Consider the following 21,439-nt stretch of genomic DNA (forward strand, 5'->3'; position numbering starts at 1 on the left):
TTTATTTTTTATCATATAATAATCATTTGATAATATATAAATTAAAATCTTCCAAATAAAACAAAAAGCCCCTTAGCATTGTAAATACTAAGAGGCGAATTTCCGCGGTACCACTCTTATTGGTAAAATTATAATAATCCTTATAAATCAATTTAAAAAGTATCTGCAAATGAATTCTTAAAATTAAAAAAGCCTCTTGGTCAAAGACCAAGAGACGAATACATCCGCGTTACCACTCTAATTGATAAGATAATCTTACCCACTCTAATCTCTTAAGGCGAGACTCACCAATTACCATACTATTAATTCTGGTAACCTCCTCCAAAGCTCTATTCACAATAAAATTCATTACCAGGCTTCCACCATTCCCAGCTCTCTATCAATTACTTTTATGCTACTCTCTTTTTCATAGAATTTCAATTTATTTTCTTATTGTTTTATATAATAGTTTATTTTTTTAGCTTTGTCAATATAATTTATAAAATTTTGGAAATTTTTTCTATATATTTAATTTCCACCATTTTGTATCCAAATTGCGATATAATTTAAATCCACATCTCAATAAAACATTTTGTGAATCAATATTTTTAATGTCAGTTTCAGCTATTATAGAAGAAATATTTGGTTGACTTAAACCCCAATCACACATTTTTTCAACAGCTTCTGTCATGTATCCTTGCTTTTTATAATTGTCACCTAAGCCATAGCCAATCTCAATTTCACCATAAGAATTTGGTATATCTTTAAAATCAACTAGACCTATAATTGTGCGATTTTCATTTAACATAATAAACCAAAATGTATAAAATAGTATATTTTTTTTATCTTTATTAGCAATATTTAGTTGTCCTTTTACAATATCATAAAAAAATTCAGTCATTGGTTCTGCACAATAAATGCAGTTTAATTCTTTTTCTAGTTTTGAATTATCAAAAATCCAAAGCTCAAGTTGACGAAGTGATAGTGGAATTAAAGTTAATCTTTTTGTTTTTAATATCATTTTTCTCTCCTTTTTAAAAGAAAGACTATAATTATTATCAAAAAACTCTTAATCAGACACAATGATAATCTTTCTGTTATTGTTTAAATACATTCTAATCTGTTTAAAGAGTCTTTTCATATTCATCACCTCCTAATACTATATTGTTTTATACTATCATATATCAATTTAATAAACATTCAAAATATATTAAATTATAAAATACGATAATTTCAAATTAAAATATTTATATCACTCTTTAGTTAAATTTTTTTAATTTTGCTATCTAATAATTTTTCAATCTTTTTCTCAGATAGTATCTCATTAGTTATAAATTCACCATTAAAAAAAAGACTGTATGTAGTAAATGGGGCTGGAGCATTTTGTGCTTCCTTTGCTGTTTCAAATTTTATGAGATTTACATCTATACCTCTAGAATTTGCGATTTTCTTCAAAATAGGAGCATATTTTTCTGTGTGTGGACATTGGTTACTGTAATATAAAACTATACTATTTTCGTTTAATTTTCTTTGTTTCACATAATCTTTAAAATATGGGATAGGAGCATTATCATTAAATGGGAAGTACAATAACTCATAATTTGGCTCTGTTATGTCTGCTAAACAAAATCCCTTATATTTTAGATATTTAGCATCAGATAAAAATGGCATTTTTTTACTAGATGAAAGCACAACTAATCCATACTTTCCTTTTAATTTTGCATCAGCTATACATTCCTGTAGCAATAGATTAGAATATCCTTGCCCTTTAAATTTTCCAGATATCCAAAAACAGTCAATAAACATATAATTATCTGCAATGATAGGGCACCATGCATTTTCTGATGGAATATATTCTATAAAAGCTTTGCCTCTGACATCAAGTCGTTTAAATACAAGACCTCTATCAAAATTATTTTTCATCCAAAGTTTTTTAGAAAAGACACAATTTTCCCCTTTTTTTTCAGAAATTGAACAGCATATATGTTCATTGTCAATATTATTCATATTTATATCAATAATTTGCATACTTATCTCCTTTTCCAATTACATAATAGTTTATAAATATAATTTATATATTTTTATTTTATCATTTTAAATAAGACACTCTTATGTCATATATATACTTATTTAAAAAAACATCATTTTAGATTTATTTGAATTGCTAAATTGTATGTTTAAATAAATTGCATAATCTAGCCTATATTGTATATAAATTATATATTATCATAATATTCTAAATTTATAAAATAAATTGTATTGAATTGAATATATTTAAGGTATATACTTATAGTAAAAATTTTTAATAATAGAGGTGTTGTTTGTGATTTGTAAAGAATATTTAATAAGAGAATTAAAAGAAAAAGATATTAGAAATGCATTAGATTTAATATGGAATGTATTTGAAGAGTTTGAGTCTCCAGATTATTGTGATGAAGGAATTAGGTCATTTCATGAATTTATAGAATATAACTCTATTATTGAAAAAGTCAAAGAAAAATCACTCTTCTTTTGGGGCTGCTTTGATTGTGAAAGACTAATTGGAGTCTTAGCTATTAGAGACTTAAATCATATATGTATGCTATTTGTAGATAAAAATTATCATAAACGTGGCGTTGCAAAAAAATTAATGGCTACAGGAATAGAATATTGTATTTATAATAAAATCAATTTAACTGAAATAACTGTAAATTCATCACCTTATGCTGTTGAAATTTATCACAAATTAGGGTTTAAAGATACTGAGGTTGAGCAAACTACTGATGGTATACGTTTTACACCTATGAAATTGTTAATATAATAAATTAAACAAAAAGCAAAGTCTATTAAATATTTTTTAATAGCTTTGCTTTTTATTAAGACTTAAAAATAACACCATCTTTTTTCTGTTTTAATAATACACTTTAAAAATCTTACTACTAGAGAGCACTAATTTATTTTTTTATATCCTTTTAATATGTCAAATTAACTATTAAACTAATAATTTTATATATATACAGTAGAAATATTTTATTATTACTTCTTTATAATCTGCCAATAAATATATAACATTAAACATTTATTATATTATCATATCGTTCTAAGACTTTCCTACTTAATCATATTTTTTGTGAATACCTGATAGCACAGTATCAATAGAATCAATTAAACCTTTTATGGCTTCTTCTTGACTCATAAGTGCTTTTCCAAGCTGTAAAGTCGAATAACCATGAAGTACACTCATTATTAAATTTAATACTTCATCTGTTTTCTTTATTTTTAGATTACAAGAAAGAATAAGTTTTTCTAATAAAGATTTATATTCATCAAAGATTTCTAATGTTTCATTATTTCCATGCCAAGTGGCCCATTGAATAGTTTCATAAACACCAGGATGAGTAATTATAAAATTAAAATATGCAATACTTATACATTTTATAGCTGTATCTCCAAAATTGCCAATAGCTGCCTTTATCATCTGATTATTCATTTCTCTCATTCCCTTATGAGCTATTTCAAGCAATAGGTCATCTAGACTTTCTATATGATTGTATAAAGATGGTGTACGTATACCTATATTTTCTGCAACAACTTTTAAAGAAACCTTGTTAAGCCCATTTTTATCAGCTATATCTGATGCAGTTTGTACAACTATTTCTCTATTAACACGCATAATTGTCCCTCTTTCATTTAAAATTAATTACTTTATTAGTTTAGCTAATCTAATTAGTTTCGTCAATAATCGAAACTTATAAAATACTTTATACTCTCATAAAACATTGACAGTTTAATTCTGTTTTAGTATAATACTAATTAAATTAGTATTTAACCTAATATAATTAGTATTGTCTTAGGTTGTATTTTTACAATACAAATTATAGTTTGATTAAATAAAAATAACTAATGTATCAAACTGAGAGGAGATTTTTATGGAAAAAAAACATTTTCAAATTCATGGAATTCCTTCAATCCTTTTGGGAAATCCTTCAAGTAAATTATATATTTACATACATGGACAATCTGGTCGTAAAGAAGAAGCTGAAGCTTTTGCCAATATTGCTGTTCATCATAAATATCAGGTTTTAAGTATAGATTTACCTGAACATGGAGAACGTAAAAAAGAAAATGATGCATTTGACCCCTGGCATGTTATTCCAGAGTTATCGAGTATTATGGAATATGCAAAATACCATTGGAACCAAGTTTCACTATATGCAAATAGCATTGGAGCATGGTTTAGCATGTTAAGTTTTAAAAATGAGAAATTAGAGGAATGTATTTTTGTATCTCCAATTCTCGATATGCAACAACTCATTTCCAATATGATGAATTGGGCAAATGTATCAGAAGAACAACTTAAACATGAACTAATTATTCCAACTTCATTTGGACATACTCTTTCATGGGAATATCTGTTATATGCAAAGCAACACCCTATTACTCAATGGAATGTACCAACAAAAATATTATATGGTAAGTATGATGAACTTACTGAAATCAGTGTTGTAGAGAAATTTACTCAAAAATTTAATTGCAGTTTGACTATTATGGAAAATAGCAAACACTGGTTTAACACTCCAGAAGAATTAAATGCTTTAGATGAATGGATAGTTGCTTTATTTAAATAAAAAATAACAGTATTATTATCATGATTAAATTATTTATCAACGTCTATTTAATTAATTTTATTTTTAGGTTGTTAAGATAATTAGATAGACAATAAATTAATTATTATTTAAAAACTTTGAAGATATACAAAATCGTAAGCAATCACTAATAATTAATTAACATAGCAATAATATTAACACTACAAAATTAAATATAAAAATTTCACTAAATGCACATACAGATATTTTTTTTAAGTCTTTAGGTATTTCTTTTGAAAATGGTTTATTGATTGCTACTAATTTACATAATTTTTTTAATATAGACAATGATACAGCATATTGGATAGCACACATATATATAGCTACTGATATGACAGTTGGCATATTCGTATCTGTAATGCCACGCCACTTTTAAAATATGGTGTTAGTACTAATAGCACTAAAATAAGTGATAATAAAATCAAAATTATTCTAATCAATACAATATTATTTAGTATTTTAAAATTTATATTCTTTTTCATATAAACCTACCACCTTATATAGTGTTATTTTTAATATATATTATAATACTTTTATATGTTATATCAACAATTTATTATTGAAAAACAATAAATTATGTATTATAATCAATAATATAATCTATGTTAAGGAGAGAATATTTTATGATTACAAGATTTTTTAGCAATATTTTATCAGTATTTCTATATTTTATATTATCAATTTTAGGTGTTGCTGGTATAATATTCTTGTGTATGATACCTATGTTTTTATATGATTTTAGTTATGACAAATTAATTACCTTAATTGCAAGAATACTATATTTTTCTGACTACTTTATAGTTATTTTATTCTTAATATTTATAATTAATAGTACTAAATACTCACCTTTTATATTTGAAAATGTAAAAAGATTTAAAATAATGGGGTGTTGTTTATTAGTAAATACTATAATTGAATGTATTAATGGCTACAGTTTGAATACAAATAATATAATAATTTTTGGAAGTGATAATGGGGGTATTTCACCACTTATGATTATTTCTTTTATATTTGCACTAATGTGTTTTGTAATTGCTGAAACATTTGATAAAGCTATAAAAATAAAAGAAGATAATGACTTGACGATATAGAGGTGATGTTATGGCAATTATAGTTAATCTAGATGTAATGATGGCAAAAAGAAAAATATCACTTAAAGATTTAGCTGAAAAAATAGACATTACGAATGCTAATTTATCAATCTTAAAAACTGGCAAAGCAAAAGCCATTAGATTTACTACTTTAAATGAAATTTGTAAAGCTTTAGACTGTCAGCCAGGAGATATACTTGAATATGTAGAAGATGAAAACGATTAAAAAAGAGTGTTTAAAAGCACTCTTTTTTGATTATAATATACAATTCTAATTATTTTGCTGGAACATTTAGACATGTTGCTAAGTCTTTTTCAGGAGTACTAATAGGTATTAAATTAAATGTGTCAACTAAATACTGTAGTACATTTGGACTTATAAATGCTGGTAAGCTTGGTCCTAAATAAATATTTTTTATATCCAGTGATAGTAATGCCAATAAATCTGCTACTGCTTTTTGTTCATACCACGACAATATTATTGAAAGAGGAAGACTATTCACATCTGTGTCAAACGCATCAGCCAAAGCTAAGGCTATTCTTACTGCCGAGTAAGCATCATTACATTGACCAACATCTAATAGTCTAGGTAATCCAGCCACTTCCCCAAAATTCAACTTATTAAATCTGTATTTCCCACATGCAAGAGTTAGAATTATACAATCTTCAGGAACTTGTTTAGCAAATTCTGTATAATAGTTTCTACCAGGTCTTGCACCATCACATCCTCCAATCAAGAAGAAATGTCTTATCTTTCCAGTCTTAACTGCATCTATTATTGCAGGTGCATTGCTTAATGTCGCATTATGTCCAAATCCAACTAATATTTCGTGTGGCTCTTCACTTTCCTTAAATCCACCTAATTCTAGTGCTTTATTTATTATTTCACTAAAATCTTTTTCTCCATTTTCATTTTTACCTATATACTTTACGCCATCCCACCCAACAACACTAGTTGTAAAAATTCTATCTTTATAAGAATCTCTAGGTTTCATCAAACAATTTGTTGTCATTAGTATACATCCTGGTATAGAATCAAACTCTTTTTGCTGGTCTTGCCACGCTCCTCCAAAGTTACCTACTAAATGAGAGTATTTATTTAATTCTGGATATCCATGACAAGGAATCATTTCTCCATGAGTATATATGTTTATTCCTTTTCCTTCTGTTTGTTTAAGTAACATTTCTAAATCTTTTAAATCATGCCCTGATACTATTATAAATGGACCTTTTTTTATGTTTACATTTACCTTATGAGGCTCTGGATTTTTATAAATAGTAGTATTAGCTTCATCTAGTTTTTGCATTACAGCAACACTCATATCTCCAGTCTTAAGAGTTAATGTTATTAAATTTTCTAGAGAAATATCGTCATCTGTAATTGCTGATAATGCTCTAAAATAAAATTCATCTACTTGATTATTATAATATCCAAGTTCTCTAGCTTGATGTCCATAAGCACTTATACCTTTTAATCCGTAAAGTATAGTCATTCTAAGTGAGCGTATGTCAGGATTTAAACTCTCATCAAACATTATTCCAGCTCTCTTAGCGTCTTCTAACATTTGACTTCTTGTATCACTTAAATTATATTCAGTATATTCATTACTTTTAATAGGTTCTTTAATTTTTTCTCTTAGTTTTTGCTTTATCTCTTGTGATTTTCTAAGCATCTCTTCATGAACATCACCATCAAAATTAACATTCGTTAAAGTTGTAAACAGACTATTTTCTACAAAAGAAACTATTTCTTTATCTATTTTTTCTCCATTGTCTATAATAGCTTTAGCATAGCAGCTTATTCCTTTTAACTGATAAATTAATAAATCTTGAAGTGCTGCTATTTCTGGTGTTTTACCACAAACACCTATCTTGGTACATCCTTTTCCACCTACTGTTTGTTCGCACTGGTAGCAAAACATAGAATTTTCCATTTGCTTATACCTCCTTTTATATCATTACATAGTTTATCCAAATATGTTATAGATTATAAAATTATATTAAAGCTTCCAAGCTATATAAGTATTCTTTTACAAAACATACAGTTTTCAGGAAGTATATACTAACTTTAGCAATATAAAATTTGACCAGATGATAATTAGCTGTTAAATATTATTTTTATATGAAAATTTTCAGATTTTTTTCTATAGATTTAAATTAAATTATCCTATATTATTATAATTTTCATTCATTTTGTTATTACAATTTTATCTATTCAATAAAAAAGAAAGTACTATTTTAAAAGAGTTTTTTCTTTTTTATTGAATATTTTTTTGGTAACTTAAAGTAATGATACTCTACTTAATTAATATAAATAGCCTAAATGAAATTGTCAAACTTACAAATTATTATATTTATTTCTACAATAATGAATGTATTCAAGTAAAAAATGGTATGAGTCCAGTTTAATACAGAACTCATACCATTTAAAGTTTTTAAGTGTATACTTGATAGTAGCAAATCTAAAAATGCCACTATCTTAATAAATACAAGTAACTTAGTAAAAACGTATTGTGCTATTTTCTTAAATATATTATGACACTTTCTTTATTAATACTTTATAGTGCATGTAAATTGAAATCCATATGCTTATTTTCTGAATATATCAATCGCATGGCTTGTAATACCTAATAAATCTTCACGTTCACAAGTAGCAAAATGGTATTTCAAATATAATTCAAATGCGTCGTTGTCCATCGCATCTACTGATTCACGCATAAATAAGGTGCAGCCATCTGTCGCGACGTAATGCAATCGTGTTACAGGAAATACAGACATCAAATCATCAATATTTTCTTTACGTACAAGTTCAAATAAATCCTTTGGTTTGGACTTGGCAGCAAATGTCAGAGAATCAATCAATCCTTGTTCAATATATTCAGTAACATTTATATTGCCACGTTTAAATCCTTCGTCAAGAAGACAGCCATCAGATATGACATATGCAGCAAAAATCACACCACCCTGTTTTGTTACACGAATTGCCTCTCGCAGAGCTTGTTGTTTATCTTCTATGCTATAAAGATGGTATAACGGACCTAACAGTAGTGTAATATCATATTCATTGTCAGAGAAAGCAGATAAATCCATGGCATTCCCTTGAGTAATGGTTATATTTTCACCTAATTGGGTATTTTTATGGAAAATATCTATATTATGCTCTACTAACTCCACCGCGTCAACGTCATATCCTTGACGTGCCAGTGTGTGAGAATATCGTCCAGTTCCAGCACCGACTTCAAGCACGTGGTTGCCAGGCTTTATATACTTCTCAATGTAATGCATAGTAGTGAGGAACTCAACTGATCCATGTTTTAATGCCAGTCGACTATCTTCATCATAATTATTGTAAAAATCAATTAAGTATTGGTTTATTTTCATATTGCACCTCTTCTATATTAGTTAATAAACATTAAATAGATAAATTCCAATCTGGTTTTTCTTGTCTTATAAAAGCTGACAGTATATTTCTCACCATTTTTTCGGTACTATTTCTATCTAATATTAATTTTTTCGTAGCCGTTAAAACTGCTATGCCGTGGGTATAAAGGAATAAATCCAAAAATATTACTTTTGCATGTTCTAATTCTATTCCAACGGTTTCTGAAAAAGATATTGCCTTTTTTTCATTGTCAAACTCTTTATAAAAATCATTAGTCTCTGTCATATTCAAATCCATATCATTTATAAATAATAGCTTGAATAAATGTGTTTCTTCTTGAGCAAATTCAATGTATGAAAGAGGAATGATTAAATATTGACTGACATTTACAGAATTACGATAATTATTAACATACTGCTCATAGTATTCATATGCAAAAGTAAGAAATTCGCTTTTTAATTCATCCATGTTTTCATAACAAGTAAAAATAGGTCGAGTAGAACATTGTAATTTACTTGCAATACTCCTAGCATTTACAGTTTCAAACCCTGTTTCCTTTGTAATCTCCAATACAGTATTCAAAATCATTTCTTTTGTTATTTTTGATTTAGGTGGCATTAAATTTCACTTCCTTATTGGCAATTTTTTAATTACATATGTTATATAACTATTGTTGCATATCGAGTTAACTATGTCAATAGAGAGTTTTTCACTTTTCGTACTTTGGCTCTCGCTGGAACTTGAGAAATCACGCTTATTGTTGTCAGCCCTAATTCCTGTGAAAAATTGAATGACTTAGCTTTAAGTTTTATTGCATAGAAAAAGGAAGACAAAAGCCTTATTACCTTTTCCTCTGTTTAAAAAATTATAACATTATTATTCATATACAGAATAAGATTTATCTTGTATTTTCATCTATAAACATTGATTTTTCAACATTCTATATTTTAGATTGTATATACATGTCAGTTAAATATTTTATTCACAGTTTTTGTATGAGTTTTCCACAATTTATTAATATTTTTATCCGCAACAAAAAAGGTAGTAATTATAATTAAATAGTTACTACCTTTTTATCTAATATTTAAATTTAATTTATCTATTACTAAAATAAATCTAAATGCAATTTAAGAAGTTAAATAGTTAAATATTATATTAAAGCATAATGGTAATGACAAAAATATAAAATTCTTTATAGTCATAAGTTTTATCTCATCATTTTTATCTTCTTCATTAAAATAATTATCTTGATAAAAGGTAGCTCTATTTTGGTAACCTGTTTTTAATACTCCATTTTGAATTAATAGTAGTATAAAAAAGATTGCCAGTAAAATAAAGTTATAATTTTTTTCTTTTAATATAAAATTAATCGTAATAACTATAAAGCTATATAAAATCCATAAAATTTTTTTCATAAAAAGCACCTAAATTCTATATTTGTATTTTATGCTAAACCAAATTTAGTTCCTATAAAAACATCTACATAATCAGTCCGAGTGGCACTTGATACACTTCTCTTTATCTTTGTACATATACTAAAAAATCATCAATACTGATATTTCAAATGATACAAATTTTTTAATTTTATAAGGATATCTACTTATTTACATAAATTATAGTATAAATTTTGAGAAATTTAAATCTATTTCTGCAAAATAATTATTTTTTTGCTATTCATTATCTCATTATTAATTTTTATTATATATATTTGTAATACTTTATATACTTTTTGTACTTATCTTACTGGTATACTTTGATTAAGAAAGATAAATCTTATATAAGTTGGTTATTATAAAAAAGAAAATAATATCTTAAAGGAGGTTTTTCTATTGAAGTTACAAGAAAAATGGATTGATTTATTAAATCCAAAATATATTGAAAACGAGGAAAAAAGAAAGAAAATACAGATTATAATATTTTTTTCTATAACTTTTGGTTTAACTTATTTACTAGGTTTACTATTATATTTCAATAAGTTTATTGACCCAGAAAACTTTGCATCATTCATGATGATATTGCCTTTATCTTCTGTCGCTATTGCAAAATTTTACTCAGAAGGAAAAACTAATAATGAGTATAAGTTTTATTCATTAGTAATATTACTTTTTCTTAGTTATTTTTTATTATTTATTGCTAAATCATTTAACTTAATAAACCTCAATCAATATCAATTAGTGAATTCTATATTAATTTTAATAAGCAGTTTATATCTTATTATTCATTCTTTTAAATCAAATGAACTGTATATTCTAAAAAATGTAAGAACAGGTACTTTATTAGTTGTCTACTTTATATTTTCTCAAATTATTCTTGGATTAATAATAAGTAGAAATAATCTTAATTATAATGGTATTTTATTTTATCTTAACCTTATTATAATATCACTAATATATATTTATCCTTTTTTGTCTGAAGAATATGGCTGGAGATGTTTTTTACAAAGTATTTTCTTTGATAAATTTGGCAAAAAAATAGGTGTTATAATTGTAGGAGTTTGTTGGAGTTTATGGCATTTACCTTTACAATTTACATTCTATAGTCCAGATGCTCCAATAATGGGAAGTGTAATTCATTTAATTTATGGAATCGGACTTTCTATATTTTTAGGTTATGTTTATTTGAAAACTAAAAATATATGGTTTTGTTCTATAATTCATGCTTTAATTAATAGTTTGGATGTTATTTGTAATAGTTCTGAAATGTCACTTAGCTATTATATTATTTTAGAAAGACTTATATTTGTATCATTATTTTATCTTCCTTTCCTCTTTACAAAAGAATATAAACATCATACATAAAAAAATTATTATGCTAGAGGATGTATCTACTATGAATTTGGGTAATATCAATCTTATACTTATTGGAATAGGAATTATAATATTAACTACAATAATAGCCTTAATTAAACATAAAATTGGTTTTTGTAGTGATGAATATTTAGATAAATTAGAATTAAAGTATGGAAATATAGATAGAAAAAGAACTGTTAAACTGGAAGTGCTTTATCGCTACGCAATAAGCTTTGAATACATAGCAATAGGCTTATTTACAAGAATATTAGACATTACAATAATAGAAATGATATTAGCAGCTATTATAACAACAATGTTATATTATTTAATTAGAAAAAGGTATATTGTTATATAAACTTTAAATTTATTAAAAAAGAAGGTGGCAACTAACTCTAGTTACTACCTTCTAATCTATCTACTTCACTAAGTTTTCTATTTCACTAAAAGCTTTTTCATTTCCATCGCCACCAATTTGAGTTATATTTCTAAATTCTCTTTTATTTATTAAACTTTTTTGAGTATCACTTATTCCATCTCCAACTAATATTACTGGTGATTCTGTCTTACCTGCAAGTACTCCTACTGATAAAGCGTCAACTAAATCATCTTCTCTATTTTCTCCATTTTTTGCAATATATAAATTATCTAAAATGTTATTATCATAAAAATAATCTATTACTTTTGAGTTAGTTTCTCCTCTATCTTCTCCAGCTATTTTAATTACATATGGAAGTTTATCTCCAATATCTTTATTAAATAGACTATCTCCACCCACTACATATGATTTTGATATATCCTTATTATCAATCAATTCTTCTATAGCTTTCATATCATCATTTTCGTTAGTAAGAAGTATTGGCATTTTCTCTTTTGCTGATACTGCTCCCATACTTACTGCATCAGCGAGTCCTTTTTCTCCATTTACTAAAACTAATTTAGACAGTTTATTTTCTTTATGTAATTCTTTTGCTAGTTTTATTGAAGTATCATATCTATCATTCCCAGATATTCTTATTATATTTAAACCTTTGCCTTTTAAATATTTCTCAATACTAGCATCTACAGAATTAAATCCACCGATTATGTAGATAGTTTTTGCACCTAATCTATTTATTTCATTTTCTGTTAGTTGATTTAAATCATCATTTTGAGTAAGCAGTATTGGGGCATTTTTAGCTTTTGCAAATGGTGTAGCTGATAGTGCATCGGATATACTAGAACTATTTATAAGTACTACATTATCTGCATTATCCCAGCCTTTTTTACTTATTTTTATTGAAGTCTCATATCTATCAGAACCTACTAAAGAATCTTTCTTTGTTACTATTGACTTTGGAGTATAAGAACCTCCTCCAGATGATTCTTTTGGTTCTCTCTGGTTTTCCCAATAAAGGTATATGAGTTTTTTGTTCCTACTTACATCTAATGTTTTAAGCATATTATTAATACAGTTTAAATGTGTAAGTTCTAGATTATTGCTTACATCTAATGTTTTCAAGTCATTACCACCACATCTTAAATCTTTAAGTTCTGGATTATTACTTACATCTAATGTTTTTAAGTTATTATCACGACAATATAAGTTTTCAAGTTTTGGATTATTGCTTACATCTAATGTTTTCAAGTCATTATCATCACAATATAATTCTTTAAGTTTTGGATTATTACTTACATCTAATATTTTTAAGCCATTACCAAAACAACTTAAATGTGTAAGTTCTGGATTATTACTTATATCTAATGTTTTTAGGTTATTATTATAACAATATAGTATTTCAAGTTTTTTGTTTTTACTTATATCCAATGTTTTAATATTACTACCACCAAAACCACCAAAATTTAAATCTGTGAGTTTTAGATTATTACTTACATCTAATGTTTCCAAGTTATTTCCATAACAACTTAGAGTCTCAAGTTCTAGATTATTACTTACATCTAATATTTCCAAGTTATTATTACTACAATATAACCATTTTAAATTAACGAAATAATTAACTCCAGATAAATCTTTTATTGATTTTTCATATACAGCCAATTCATCTATAGCTTCAATTCTATCCTTAGAGTCTGTAGATATAAGGACATTTTCATCTTTTATAGATAGAATATCACAAAGATATGCTCTAAAATTTGCATCTGGAAAAGCTTGTACCATTGTCAATGTATCTAAAGCGGGTATAGTAGTCCTCTTTTCTATCTGTTTTTTTAAATTGCTATTCATTTTAATTTCTAATGCGTTTACTCCTCCAACTGAAGACAGTATTGTTATACTTGATAATAATAAAATAAATATTTTTTTACTAGCCCATTTCATTTGATATTACCCCCTTTAACAATAATATAATTTTATATAGAATTTAACATATTTTTACATTTTTAGCAATAATTCTAAAATGTATTCTAATATATAAATAATAGTAAATTATCCATTGAAGAATTGTCCATTTTTGATTAGATTTTATATTATTAAGAATGTATTTTAAATACACATTCACAGGTATAACTTAGGTAATGAAAATATATAAAAAAAGGTGATAAGTTTAACCTACCACTTTTAGTTATATGTAATATTTTCTAATTTCAATATATTTCTATCAATTAAATCTATTTGTTTATAAAATCTAACGCTTTGTAAAGTGTATCAAATCTATCATTACCCTTTATCATAATGTATTTTTCTTTAGTTATAGAACTTATCTTATTCCATGCTCCTCCACCTATAATATATAAATTTTCTGTTTGATATAGCTTATAATCTTTTATATCATAAACTAAACATTCACTCTCTTTATAATTCCAGCTGACTATTTGTGCTAATACCTTTTCAATTTCTCCTTCAAAAACTACTGTATGCTTATACATTTGTTTCACTTCAATATTATCTATTTTCTTATTTAATATACCCTCTGCTATAAGTTTCGCAACCGTATTTTTATTTTTAATATAATAGTCTGTATCAGTTTTGCTATCTACGAAACATACTTCGATTAGAATTGCTGGTGCTTTTTACCAAGCCAGTAAAAACCTCTTACATCTGATTTTGCACCCCTATTTTTAAATACTGTTGCTAATTTATCATTTACTCTATTTGCATACACTTTGCCATTATTAGTTTTGTATATTGTTTCTGTACGCATAGAATTTAGTGTTGTACTATTTACATTGAAGTGAATTTGTACTGCTAAGTTTATGTCTTGTTTATTTGTTATTTGACATTGTTCAGATAGATAATTATTCGATTTATCTTATAAGTATATACAGTTGCTCCACCTTGTTTTAACCATCTAACAATTAAATCAGTTGGTATTTCTATTTTCTTTTCCTTCATCTATATAACCAAATGCTCCTGTTCCTTTACCTGTTAGCGTATGCTCTGGTATTATTGTTATTTTCATTATTTATTTTCCTACTTTAACTGTTTGTAAGTTTGATTTATACCTATTGATATCCCCCAACAAATTACAACTTGTAAGATTGATGTTGGATTTAATCCTAGAGAGCATACTGAAAAACCTATTTCAAGTGCTAATAAGACTACTGGAATCTATTTATTATTTAGTTATTTATATTTTTTGCATTCTTTACCTATAATAAAGAGAACAGCTACTAAAATTAGTAACTGCTCAGGTATAAAACTTATTAAATTATCCATTTCTGTTCCTCTTATTTTAAAATATGCTTCTTTGAATTGCAAATATAAAGAATCCTACTAACATTGTTCCAATCAACCACTTTAACATACTTGTGAGTGAATCTAAGTTCTCACACAATGCTTTTAACTCTGCTTTAGACTCTATATTTGCTACTTTTAATTCATCTATTTCATCATTATCTTTATTTATTTTTACATTATCTCATTTCAAATTATCTTTGAGTGTAGCAAAAACAATTTTAAGTTCTATATTGTTTACATTGGACACAATAAGTACAGTTTTAACCTTTATTAATATTAATTACACCTATAAATATAATCACTAAGAATATTTTTTACTCTTTTAATCAAATTATTTCCTACTCCCCAATCAATTTGAAGAACTCCTATCGAACTTCCAGTTGAAGCAATTTTAACAAGAGTTTTTCCAGTTGTATTTTCACAAATAACTACTAACCCTGAATTACTATTACTTCTTGCATAATATTTGTCGAAAGTTGTAATTAGTATAAGTTTACCATCACCTAAGCTATACATATCAGAAAAAACTATATCTGCATCCAAATTCTTTTCTACCATTTTCTGTGCTTCTACTGGTGTAATTTTTACAGTAAATACTTCTCTTGACATATCATTCATCACATCCTTAATAAAGATTAATTTTTATCTTAATAAAAACGTACTTTTTTAGTATTTTCTAACACTTTTATCAAACAGTATTCCTATTCCTCCTAATAAAGCCAATATAGAACCAAAATTTCTATACTGTGAAATAGATTGTTCTAAATATATATTATATTGGTTCGTATCCATTGTTCCACCATTTTGTCGCATAATACATTCTATATTAAATTGCCCTAAGCCTATACAGCAAAATAACACTATTATTCCAATTACAAAAGCAAATATACATATTGTAAGTTTAATATCCTTATTTTCCATAAACACACCTCTCATAATTTAGATTTATTTGTTATTTTTTACTTAGTAATATATTATCTATATTATACTATACAACATATATATCCATCTATTTCCAAAATTGCAACATTTTCATATATTAGTAATGTGACTATACCAATTTAATCTTTAGTTTTAAGTTCTACCTTCTTCTCCACCTCGAATTAGTTTTTTGCTTCTTCTATCTTATGTTCAAATGAAGTATCAAATCCATTAACCTCATTTACTATTACTCTGTAATTTATATATTCTCCTGCTGTAAGCATTGTTTTAATAGCTGAGATTCTCACATTACTCCATAACTATTTTGTAAATCAGCATTCTTTAAATCAGAAAATGCTGTTGATGCTGTACATAATTCAGCTACATAGCTATTGTAGTTAATTTCACTTGTATATTTTCCTATAGCTTTCCCATTATTGCCTACAACTTTTACCATTTTAGTGCACTTTATTCTTAAGGCTTCGTATTCCTCAGAAGATAAAACTCTTAATTTCCATTTGACTGGTTTTCCTTATTCATCTAAGAATCTATCACTTGCCACATATTTTACATTGTCAATCTTTGTCGTATTTCAGGCTAAAAAAGCACTTAAATTACTCATATTATTTTAATCTCCTCTTATTCTATTTTTTCATATAAAAAATACACATCTATAATTTATAAATGTGTATTTTATATTGTACCTGATATTAAATCGAACTTTTCAACTATCTATTGCAATAAACAAAGTCAATGCTGGATAAAACCATATCAACATATTATTTTTAGCATTTAAATCTACTACAGTTCTATTATTTTATATACTTATTTTTTCTATTATTATTAAATTATAGTTTCTTATTTTTTCTTCTTACCTTTTAATTTCTCATAATAAAATAAGTATTCTTTCAAATACTTTTCATCCATATTAATCTCTTCCAAAGTATAAAATTCAACTTCAAAGATTAATATCCTTCAAAAACTATTCGACAATTACAAAATACTCAAATTTTCGCTTTTAAGAATTATTTTTTAGAGAGTTTATTCCATCCAATAATACTTTAGAATCTATTTTTAAATATCTAGAATACATCCAAACAACTGGACTACGAATCCTACCTTTAGAACAAGCAATTATTATCTTTTTACTATTGTTATCACTAATAGATAGGAGTTTATCTTTTATCTTTTTGCGATTTTTTATTAAACCATATAAAACAATAATTCCTGCAATAGGTTTATTCCTGTGCAAAAAGTCATATTCTTTTTCATTAATAACAGAGATATTATGTTCTAATTTAGTTATACTACCATATTCTGTTGGTGTACGTACATCAACAGTTACTTCATCAACGATTTCACTATGTTTGATTAGATATTGTGGATATAATTTTTTCATGTATACATCTAAGGTCTGCATAAGTATATCTCCTTAATTTTCTGCATAATATATTAATTTATTATACTATAAAACAAGTCTACTCTTACAGTTGTTTATCAATATAAATTTATAATTATTCTAAAAAGATTTTAAATATATCACAAGATTTATACAAACATTTTACTTAAGTTTAATTGAATCTTTAAAGTGTTATTTTCATAAGGTTTTATATCTTCTAAATTTAAATACACAACTTCTCTTTTGTTCATTTACTGCCTCCAATCCATTAAACAAAAAAAGAACACTTGCTAGTGTTCTTTAATATACTTTTATTGGTATTCTAAATTCTTTTGTCTTCATATTATCAGCTGATAATACCACCTCTATATAAACTTCTTTTTTAAGCATAACACAGTTTTTAAAATTAAATTGCTCTATTCTAAAATTTATTCCTTTATGAATTGTGGTATTATCTTTTGGATGCCATCTGAGCTCACTATTTATTTGTTCAAAGTTATTATTTTCTTCAATATCCACTTCCATATTAATAAATTTCAAACTTAATATAGGGCTTTTTGCAACAATTGTACTTTTATTTTCTATTACAAAATCAACTAAGTTATTACTATGAATCTTAGTATATATATCAGATTTATCATCTATATTATTCGAATCAAGTCTAATATATCCATTACCATTTTCATAATAATCACCAGCCATATTATTCTCGTTATTTCTTCTATATTTTAATATCAATTTGGCTTGTTTATTAGACTCCATAAAAGCTATAATTGATATAATCAAGGCTGCTATTGATGCAAATGATGCAATTACAGAAATTATATTTATATAGTTACCAAGAAATTCATTAAACTGATTGAGCATATCTTTTTCTCCTTAAAAACATTACTTTATCTTATTATAGTTGTATAATATTTTTTACATTTATTTTTAATTTATTACACAAACTTCTTACATAAAAAAAGACCATCTATAAAGATGATTCTCTAGACTAAGTATCTATGTTTTTGTTTATACTCTGTAACAGCATCATTTCATGCCTCTTGCTCTCTTATTCCTTTTTCTCTAGCAATTCTTTGTGCTATCTTCCTAATTAATTCAGCACTTTTTAATATTCCTATACTAACCACTTCCTTATCTCTATTTTACATTATATCATATAGTAAAGAATAAAGCTAATTATTATCCAACAGACCCTAAGATTAGTTTAAATAATTTCTATTAATTCTTTAATCTTTTTATATACTTCTTCAAATTTCATAATTTCATTCTCCTTTTAATTTATTGTATAAAAAAAGACCATCTGTTAAGATGACCTTTTAATTTATTTTTTCATTGAACTAGCTACCCAATATCCAATACAATATGCTATAAAATAATATGATAAATACAATGCCATTTCTGTACTATCAAATTTTAGATATATCATAATAATAATCGAGCCTAGAAGTGATATTAATGCTGGAATTTTCCAATTTATTTGATTGATAGCACATATTATACCATTAACTAAAAATGAAAATGGAATAAATAATACTATACCTGAAATAAGAGCTCCTTTTATATCCATATCGCTTAATCCTAAACTATTAGTTATTATATTTTCAAATGATAGAACAAATATTATAATCATTGTTAGTAATGGTAGCAATGTCACTAAAATATTTTTCTTCATAGTTATCACTCCTAACTAATTTAGGCTATTTTCCCATAGATTTAATTTTTAAAAGATAAAGTACCCTCTATAAAGATAATCATTTTAAATCTTATGTATTTTTATTTCTCATCTTTACACCAATTTCTGCCAATCTTCCCCTTTATATAAGTTCTCACTATTTCACCACAATCTAAGCATAAGTCAGAATATGTTTTAGATACCTTAGAGGAAAATCTTGTATTGTATTACAAACCAGTTTTATATATAACAAATCCTGATTCGCTAACTGTAGAAATGTCTTGCTCTATATTTTCGCTACTACAATTAGGGCATTTCATAGTTATTCCCCTTATTTTTTATTTTATTATACACTAATTTATTCTTTAATTTTTCTTTTAAATACAGCAATACCTTCAATCCAATTTATCTGAAATAAGTCCCAGCCATCTTTTCCTAGATTATTAAATTCTTCTTCTAAAATAGGTATCCGTACATCATTTATAGTTTTACCTTTATTAAAAAGTGGTGTAGCTGGTAACTGAAAAAATTTATACTCATACATATCCATACCTCCTAGTAATTATTTTCTTTTATATTAATATAATATAAAAAAGACCATCTATTGAGATGACCTTTTGGATTAAACTCTATTTTTACAAAGTTTTTACAGCTGTTCCATATGCAAATATTTCAACAACTTGTTTTTTGCTTGCAAAACCATCTGCCACAGCAATACGATATTCAAATTGACAATTGATTACAGCATTTCCACCTAATTGTTCACATTTTTTCTTTAATTGTTCTTTTACCCCTTTAAATGCTGAGTTTGGGTCTGCACCTCTAAATATTCCTTCCTTATGAGAGTCTATTGCAAATATAGCATCTATAACCCCATACTCCTCTTTAATATCTCCTGTACTTATAATCATGTCTATATCCTCCAATACCTTTTTTATTTAATAGTAGTCTAAATTATATAATATTTCAACAAAAACAGTTATACTTTTATAATACTTTCAAAATCAAAAGTCTAAGTTTGTTATAGCTTAGTCTTTTAAAATAGGTGCTCTATTATGTAGCAAGTTCTATGAATTGAACCTAGATAAAGCATAGTGAGTAGGGTTACCAAGCCCCACTCACTTTTTAGATCTCTGAATTAAGATACAAAATTATATAAAATTTCGTTCTCAATTTATCTACTTTTTAGTGTATCTGTAGATTAATATTCTAAAGTAATCTTCCCTCAGCTTCTTGGAATAGTGTCTTTTTATTCATACTCCTATTATTTATTTATGTTGTTATAATCTTATATATAAAAGTTTTATTTTTTGACAAGTGGAGTGTGAAAGAAGCATTCCTTTTCTCTTTTTAATTAACTAATTGAGATTTTCCCCTTTAAAGAGGAAAAGTCTAATCCTTCCTTAACTTACTATTTATAGTTGACTATTTAATAATCTTATTTCTTCTTCAAGAAATGTAGATAGCTTATAATTATCTACTATTTCCAGTACCTTATCTAACTGACAACGCTTTATAGCTTTATAACTTTCTACTCCAAATTCTCGTTTAATTTGATGATATATATCACTGTAAGCTTTCCCTCTTAGAGACTTATTTTTATAAGACCTACTACCATGTCCACCAAGTAATTTTCTTGCTACTCTCTTAACTTATTTTACAATAATATCACACTCTAGATTGAATAATGGAGCATCATCCATAAAGTTCTCTAACTTCTCATTAACACTCTCTATTTTAGTTTCTAAGACTTCCTTGTCTCTTATCTAACATAAATAACTTGTAACTCCTTTGACGCACTTAAAATAGGATTATTTAATTCTTTTCTCATTAAGAAATATTCATAAACTATTTTTTCATATTGCTCTCAAGCCTTATTATCTTCCAGTATTTTAAGTA

29 protein-coding genes, 1 pseudogene and 1 other annotated feature are annotated in these 21,439 nt (G+C 25.8%); of the genes and pseudogenes, 6 read left to right on the forward strand and 24 right to left on the reverse strand.

Going from position 1 to position 21,439, the window contains the following annotated elements; genetic code table 11:
* Positions 1-207: 207 nt before the first annotated feature.
* Positions 208-419 (reverse strand) — a binding site (T-box leader).
* Between the two features lie 80 nt (positions 420-499).
* The gene (locus ACTG48_RS10920) at positions 500-1,000 is read right to left on the reverse strand and encodes a GNAT family N-acetyltransferase (protein ID WP_021384842.1); all 501 of its coding nucleotides are present in this window, start codon (positions 998-1,000) and stop codon (positions 500-502) included.
* 242 nt (positions 1,001-1,242) lie between these two features.
* A complete protein-coding gene (locus ACTG48_RS10925) occupies positions 1,243-2,007 on the reverse strand; it encodes a YoaP domain-containing protein (RefSeq protein WP_479916860.1) in 765 nt (254 codons plus the stop codon).
* A gap of 295 nt (positions 2,008-2,302) precedes the next feature.
* On the opposite strand from ACTG48_RS10925, the gene ACTG48_RS10930 reads away from it, so the two are divergent.
* The gene (locus ACTG48_RS10930) at positions 2,303-2,779 is read left to right on the forward strand and encodes a GNAT family N-acetyltransferase (protein WP_479916861.1); all 477 of its coding nucleotides are present in this window, start codon (positions 2,303-2,305) and stop codon (positions 2,777-2,779) included.
* A 294-nt stretch (positions 2,780-3,073) separates the two neighbouring features.
* Here the strand turns inward: ACTG48_RS10930 and ACTG48_RS10935 are convergent, their stop codons facing one another.
* Positions 3,074-3,631 carry a TetR/AcrR family transcriptional regulator gene (locus tag ACTG48_RS10935; RefSeq protein WP_021384878.1) on the reverse strand — a complete coding sequence of 186 codons (558 nt, stop codon included), beginning with the start codon at positions 3,629-3,631 and terminating at the stop codon, positions 3,074-3,076.
* Between the two features lie 256 nt (positions 3,632-3,887).
* On the opposite strand from ACTG48_RS10935, the gene ACTG48_RS10940 reads away from it, so the two are divergent.
* A complete protein-coding gene (locus ACTG48_RS10940) occupies positions 3,888-4,586 on the forward strand; it encodes an alpha/beta hydrolase (RefSeq protein ID WP_479916862.1) in 699 nt (232 codons plus the stop codon).
* Between the two features lie 156 nt (positions 4,587-4,742).
* Here ACTG48_RS10940 and ACTG48_RS10945 read toward each other — a convergent pair whose 3' ends face one another.
* On the reverse strand, positions 4,743-4,949 hold the full coding sequence (locus tag ACTG48_RS10945; protein WP_052328881.1) for a DUF2975 domain-containing protein: 207 nt from the start codon (positions 4,947-4,949) through the stop codon (positions 4,743-4,745).
* 278 nt (positions 4,950-5,227) lie between these two features.
* Between ACTG48_RS10945 and ACTG48_RS10950 the strand changes: the two genes are divergently transcribed.
* Entirely contained in the window at positions 5,228-5,695 is a 468-nt protein-coding gene (locus tag ACTG48_RS10950) for a DUF2975 domain-containing protein (protein WP_021384855.1), read from the forward strand.
* A gap of 10 nt (positions 5,696-5,705) precedes the next feature.
* Positions 5,706-5,921 (forward strand): helix-turn-helix domain-containing protein, encoded by a 216-nt coding sequence (locus ACTG48_RS10955; RefSeq protein ID WP_021384856.1) that lies wholly within the window; start codon positions 5,706-5,708, stop codon positions 5,919-5,921.
* 49 nt (positions 5,922-5,970) lie between these two features.
* Here the strand turns inward: ACTG48_RS10955 and hcp are convergent, their stop codons facing one another.
* The 4 genes from hcp to ACTG48_RS10975 form a co-directional block, all read right to left on the reverse strand.
* Positions 5,971-7,629 carry a hydroxylamine reductase gene (gene hcp / locus ACTG48_RS10960; RefSeq protein ID WP_479916863.1) on the reverse strand — a complete coding sequence of 553 codons (1,659 nt, stop codon included), beginning with the start codon at positions 7,627-7,629 and terminating at the stop codon, positions 5,971-5,973.
* Between the two features lie 655 nt (positions 7,630-8,284).
* Positions 8,285-9,076, reverse strand: coding sequence for a class I SAM-dependent methyltransferase (locus tag ACTG48_RS10965; protein ID WP_479916864.1), 792 nt, complete (start codon positions 9,074-9,076; stop codon positions 8,285-8,287).
* Between the two features lie 31 nt (positions 9,077-9,107).
* Positions 9,108-9,695 (reverse strand): TetR/AcrR family transcriptional regulator, encoded by a 588-nt coding sequence (locus tag ACTG48_RS10970; RefSeq protein WP_479916865.1) that lies wholly within the window; start codon positions 9,693-9,695, stop codon positions 9,108-9,110.
* 509 nt (positions 9,696-10,204) lie between these two features.
* On the reverse strand, positions 10,205-10,492 hold the full coding sequence (locus ACTG48_RS10975; protein ID WP_021384848.1) for a hypothetical protein: 288 nt from the start codon (positions 10,490-10,492) through the stop codon (positions 10,205-10,207).
* A 414-nt stretch (positions 10,493-10,906) separates the two neighbouring features.
* Here ACTG48_RS10975 and ACTG48_RS10980 point away from each other — a divergent pair, with 414 nt between their 5' ends.
* Complete coding sequence (locus ACTG48_RS10980; protein ID WP_479916866.1) at positions 10,907-11,875, forward strand: CPBP family intramembrane glutamic endopeptidase; 969 nt, start codon at positions 10,907-10,909, stop codon at positions 11,873-11,875.
* 31 nt (positions 11,876-11,906) lie between these two features.
* On the forward strand, positions 11,907-12,224 hold the full coding sequence (locus ACTG48_RS10985) for a hypothetical protein (protein ID WP_479916867.1): 318 nt from the start codon (positions 11,907-11,909) through the stop codon (positions 12,222-12,224).
* A gap of 60 nt (positions 12,225-12,284) precedes the next feature.
* On the opposite strand, the gene ACTG48_RS10990 is transcribed toward ACTG48_RS10985, so the two are convergent.
* The 16 genes and pseudogenes from ACTG48_RS10990 to ACTG48_RS11065 all read right to left on the reverse strand — a co-directional run.
* Positions 12,285-14,183 (reverse strand): cell wall-binding repeat-containing protein, encoded by a 1,899-nt coding sequence (locus ACTG48_RS10990; protein WP_479916868.1) that lies wholly within the window; start codon positions 14,181-14,183, stop codon positions 12,285-12,287.
* Between the two features lie 290 nt (positions 14,184-14,473).
* Positions 14,474-14,740: a hypothetical protein gene (locus tag ACTG48_RS10995; protein ID WP_479916869.1), complete on the reverse strand. Its 267-nt coding sequence runs from the start codon at positions 14,738-14,740 to the stop codon at positions 14,474-14,476.
* Positions 14,741-14,856: 116 nt separating this feature from the next.
* On the reverse strand, positions 14,857-15,078 hold the full coding sequence (locus ACTG48_RS11000; protein WP_479918788.1) for a hypothetical protein: 222 nt from the start codon (positions 15,076-15,078) through the stop codon (positions 14,857-14,859).
* Positions 15,075-15,197, reverse strand: coding sequence for a hypothetical protein (locus tag ACTG48_RS11005; RefSeq protein WP_479916870.1), 123 nt, complete (start codon positions 15,195-15,197; stop codon positions 15,075-15,077). Before ACTG48_RS11005 ends, ACTG48_RS11000 begins: the two co-directional genes overlap by 4 nt.
* A gap of 78 nt (positions 15,198-15,275) precedes the next feature.
* Positions 15,276-15,413 (reverse strand): phage holin family protein, encoded by a 138-nt coding sequence (locus ACTG48_RS11010; protein ID WP_479918789.1) that lies wholly within the window; start codon positions 15,411-15,413, stop codon positions 15,276-15,278.
* Between the two features lie 124 nt (positions 15,414-15,537).
* Complete coding sequence (locus ACTG48_RS11015) at positions 15,538-15,711, reverse strand: hemolysin XhlA family protein (RefSeq protein ID WP_154106837.1); 174 nt, start codon at positions 15,709-15,711, stop codon at positions 15,538-15,540.
* 107 nt (positions 15,712-15,818) lie between these two features.
* Positions 15,819-16,151, reverse strand: coding sequence for a DUF6054 family protein (locus tag ACTG48_RS11020; RefSeq protein WP_021384853.1), 333 nt, complete (start codon positions 16,149-16,151; stop codon positions 15,819-15,821).
* 57 nt (positions 16,152-16,208) lie between these two features.
* Entirely contained in the window at positions 16,209-16,463 is a 255-nt protein-coding gene (locus ACTG48_RS11025; protein WP_021384844.1) for a hypothetical protein, read from the reverse strand.
* A 182-nt stretch (positions 16,464-16,645) separates the two neighbouring features.
* Entirely contained in the window at positions 16,646-16,771 is a 126-nt protein-coding gene (locus tag ACTG48_RS11030; protein ID WP_479916871.1) for a phage tail assembly chaperone, read from the reverse strand.
* A complete protein-coding gene (locus ACTG48_RS11035; RefSeq protein WP_479918790.1) occupies positions 16,768-16,935 on the reverse strand; it encodes a phage tail assembly chaperone in 168 nt (55 codons plus the stop codon). The genes ACTG48_RS11030 and ACTG48_RS11035 overlap by 4 nt, the downstream gene beginning before the upstream one ends.
* 546 nt (positions 16,936-17,481) lie before the next feature.
* Positions 17,482-17,883: a hypothetical protein gene (locus ACTG48_RS11040; protein ID WP_021384847.1), complete on the reverse strand. Its 402-nt coding sequence runs from the start codon at positions 17,881-17,883 to the stop codon at positions 17,482-17,484.
* Between the two features lie 279 nt (positions 17,884-18,162).
* On the reverse strand, positions 18,163-18,729 hold the full coding sequence (locus tag ACTG48_RS11045; protein WP_021384867.1) for a hypothetical protein: 567 nt from the start codon (positions 18,727-18,729) through the stop codon (positions 18,163-18,165).
* A gap of 460 nt (positions 18,730-19,189) precedes the next feature.
* Positions 19,190-19,540 (reverse strand): hypothetical protein, encoded by a 351-nt coding sequence (locus tag ACTG48_RS11050; protein ID WP_479916872.1) that lies wholly within the window; start codon positions 19,538-19,540, stop codon positions 19,190-19,192.
* A gap of 358 nt (positions 19,541-19,898) precedes the next feature.
* Positions 19,899-20,084, reverse strand: coding sequence for a DUF4177 domain-containing protein (locus ACTG48_RS11055; protein ID WP_021384869.1), 186 nt, complete (start codon positions 20,082-20,084; stop codon positions 19,899-19,901).
* A gap of 91 nt (positions 20,085-20,175) precedes the next feature.
* On the reverse strand, positions 20,176-20,451 hold the full coding sequence (locus tag ACTG48_RS11060) for a heavy metal-binding domain-containing protein (RefSeq protein ID WP_021384859.1): 276 nt from the start codon (positions 20,449-20,451) through the stop codon (positions 20,176-20,178).
* 504 nt (positions 20,452-20,955) lie between these two features.
* Positions 20,956-21,129 (reverse strand): annotated as a pseudogene (locus tag ACTG48_RS11065) (ORF6C domain-containing protein); the annotation flags it as partial.
* Between the last annotated feature and the right edge of the window lie 310 nt (positions 21,130-21,439).

This window comes from Clostridioides sp. LIBA-6822 (assembly GCF_056688955.1).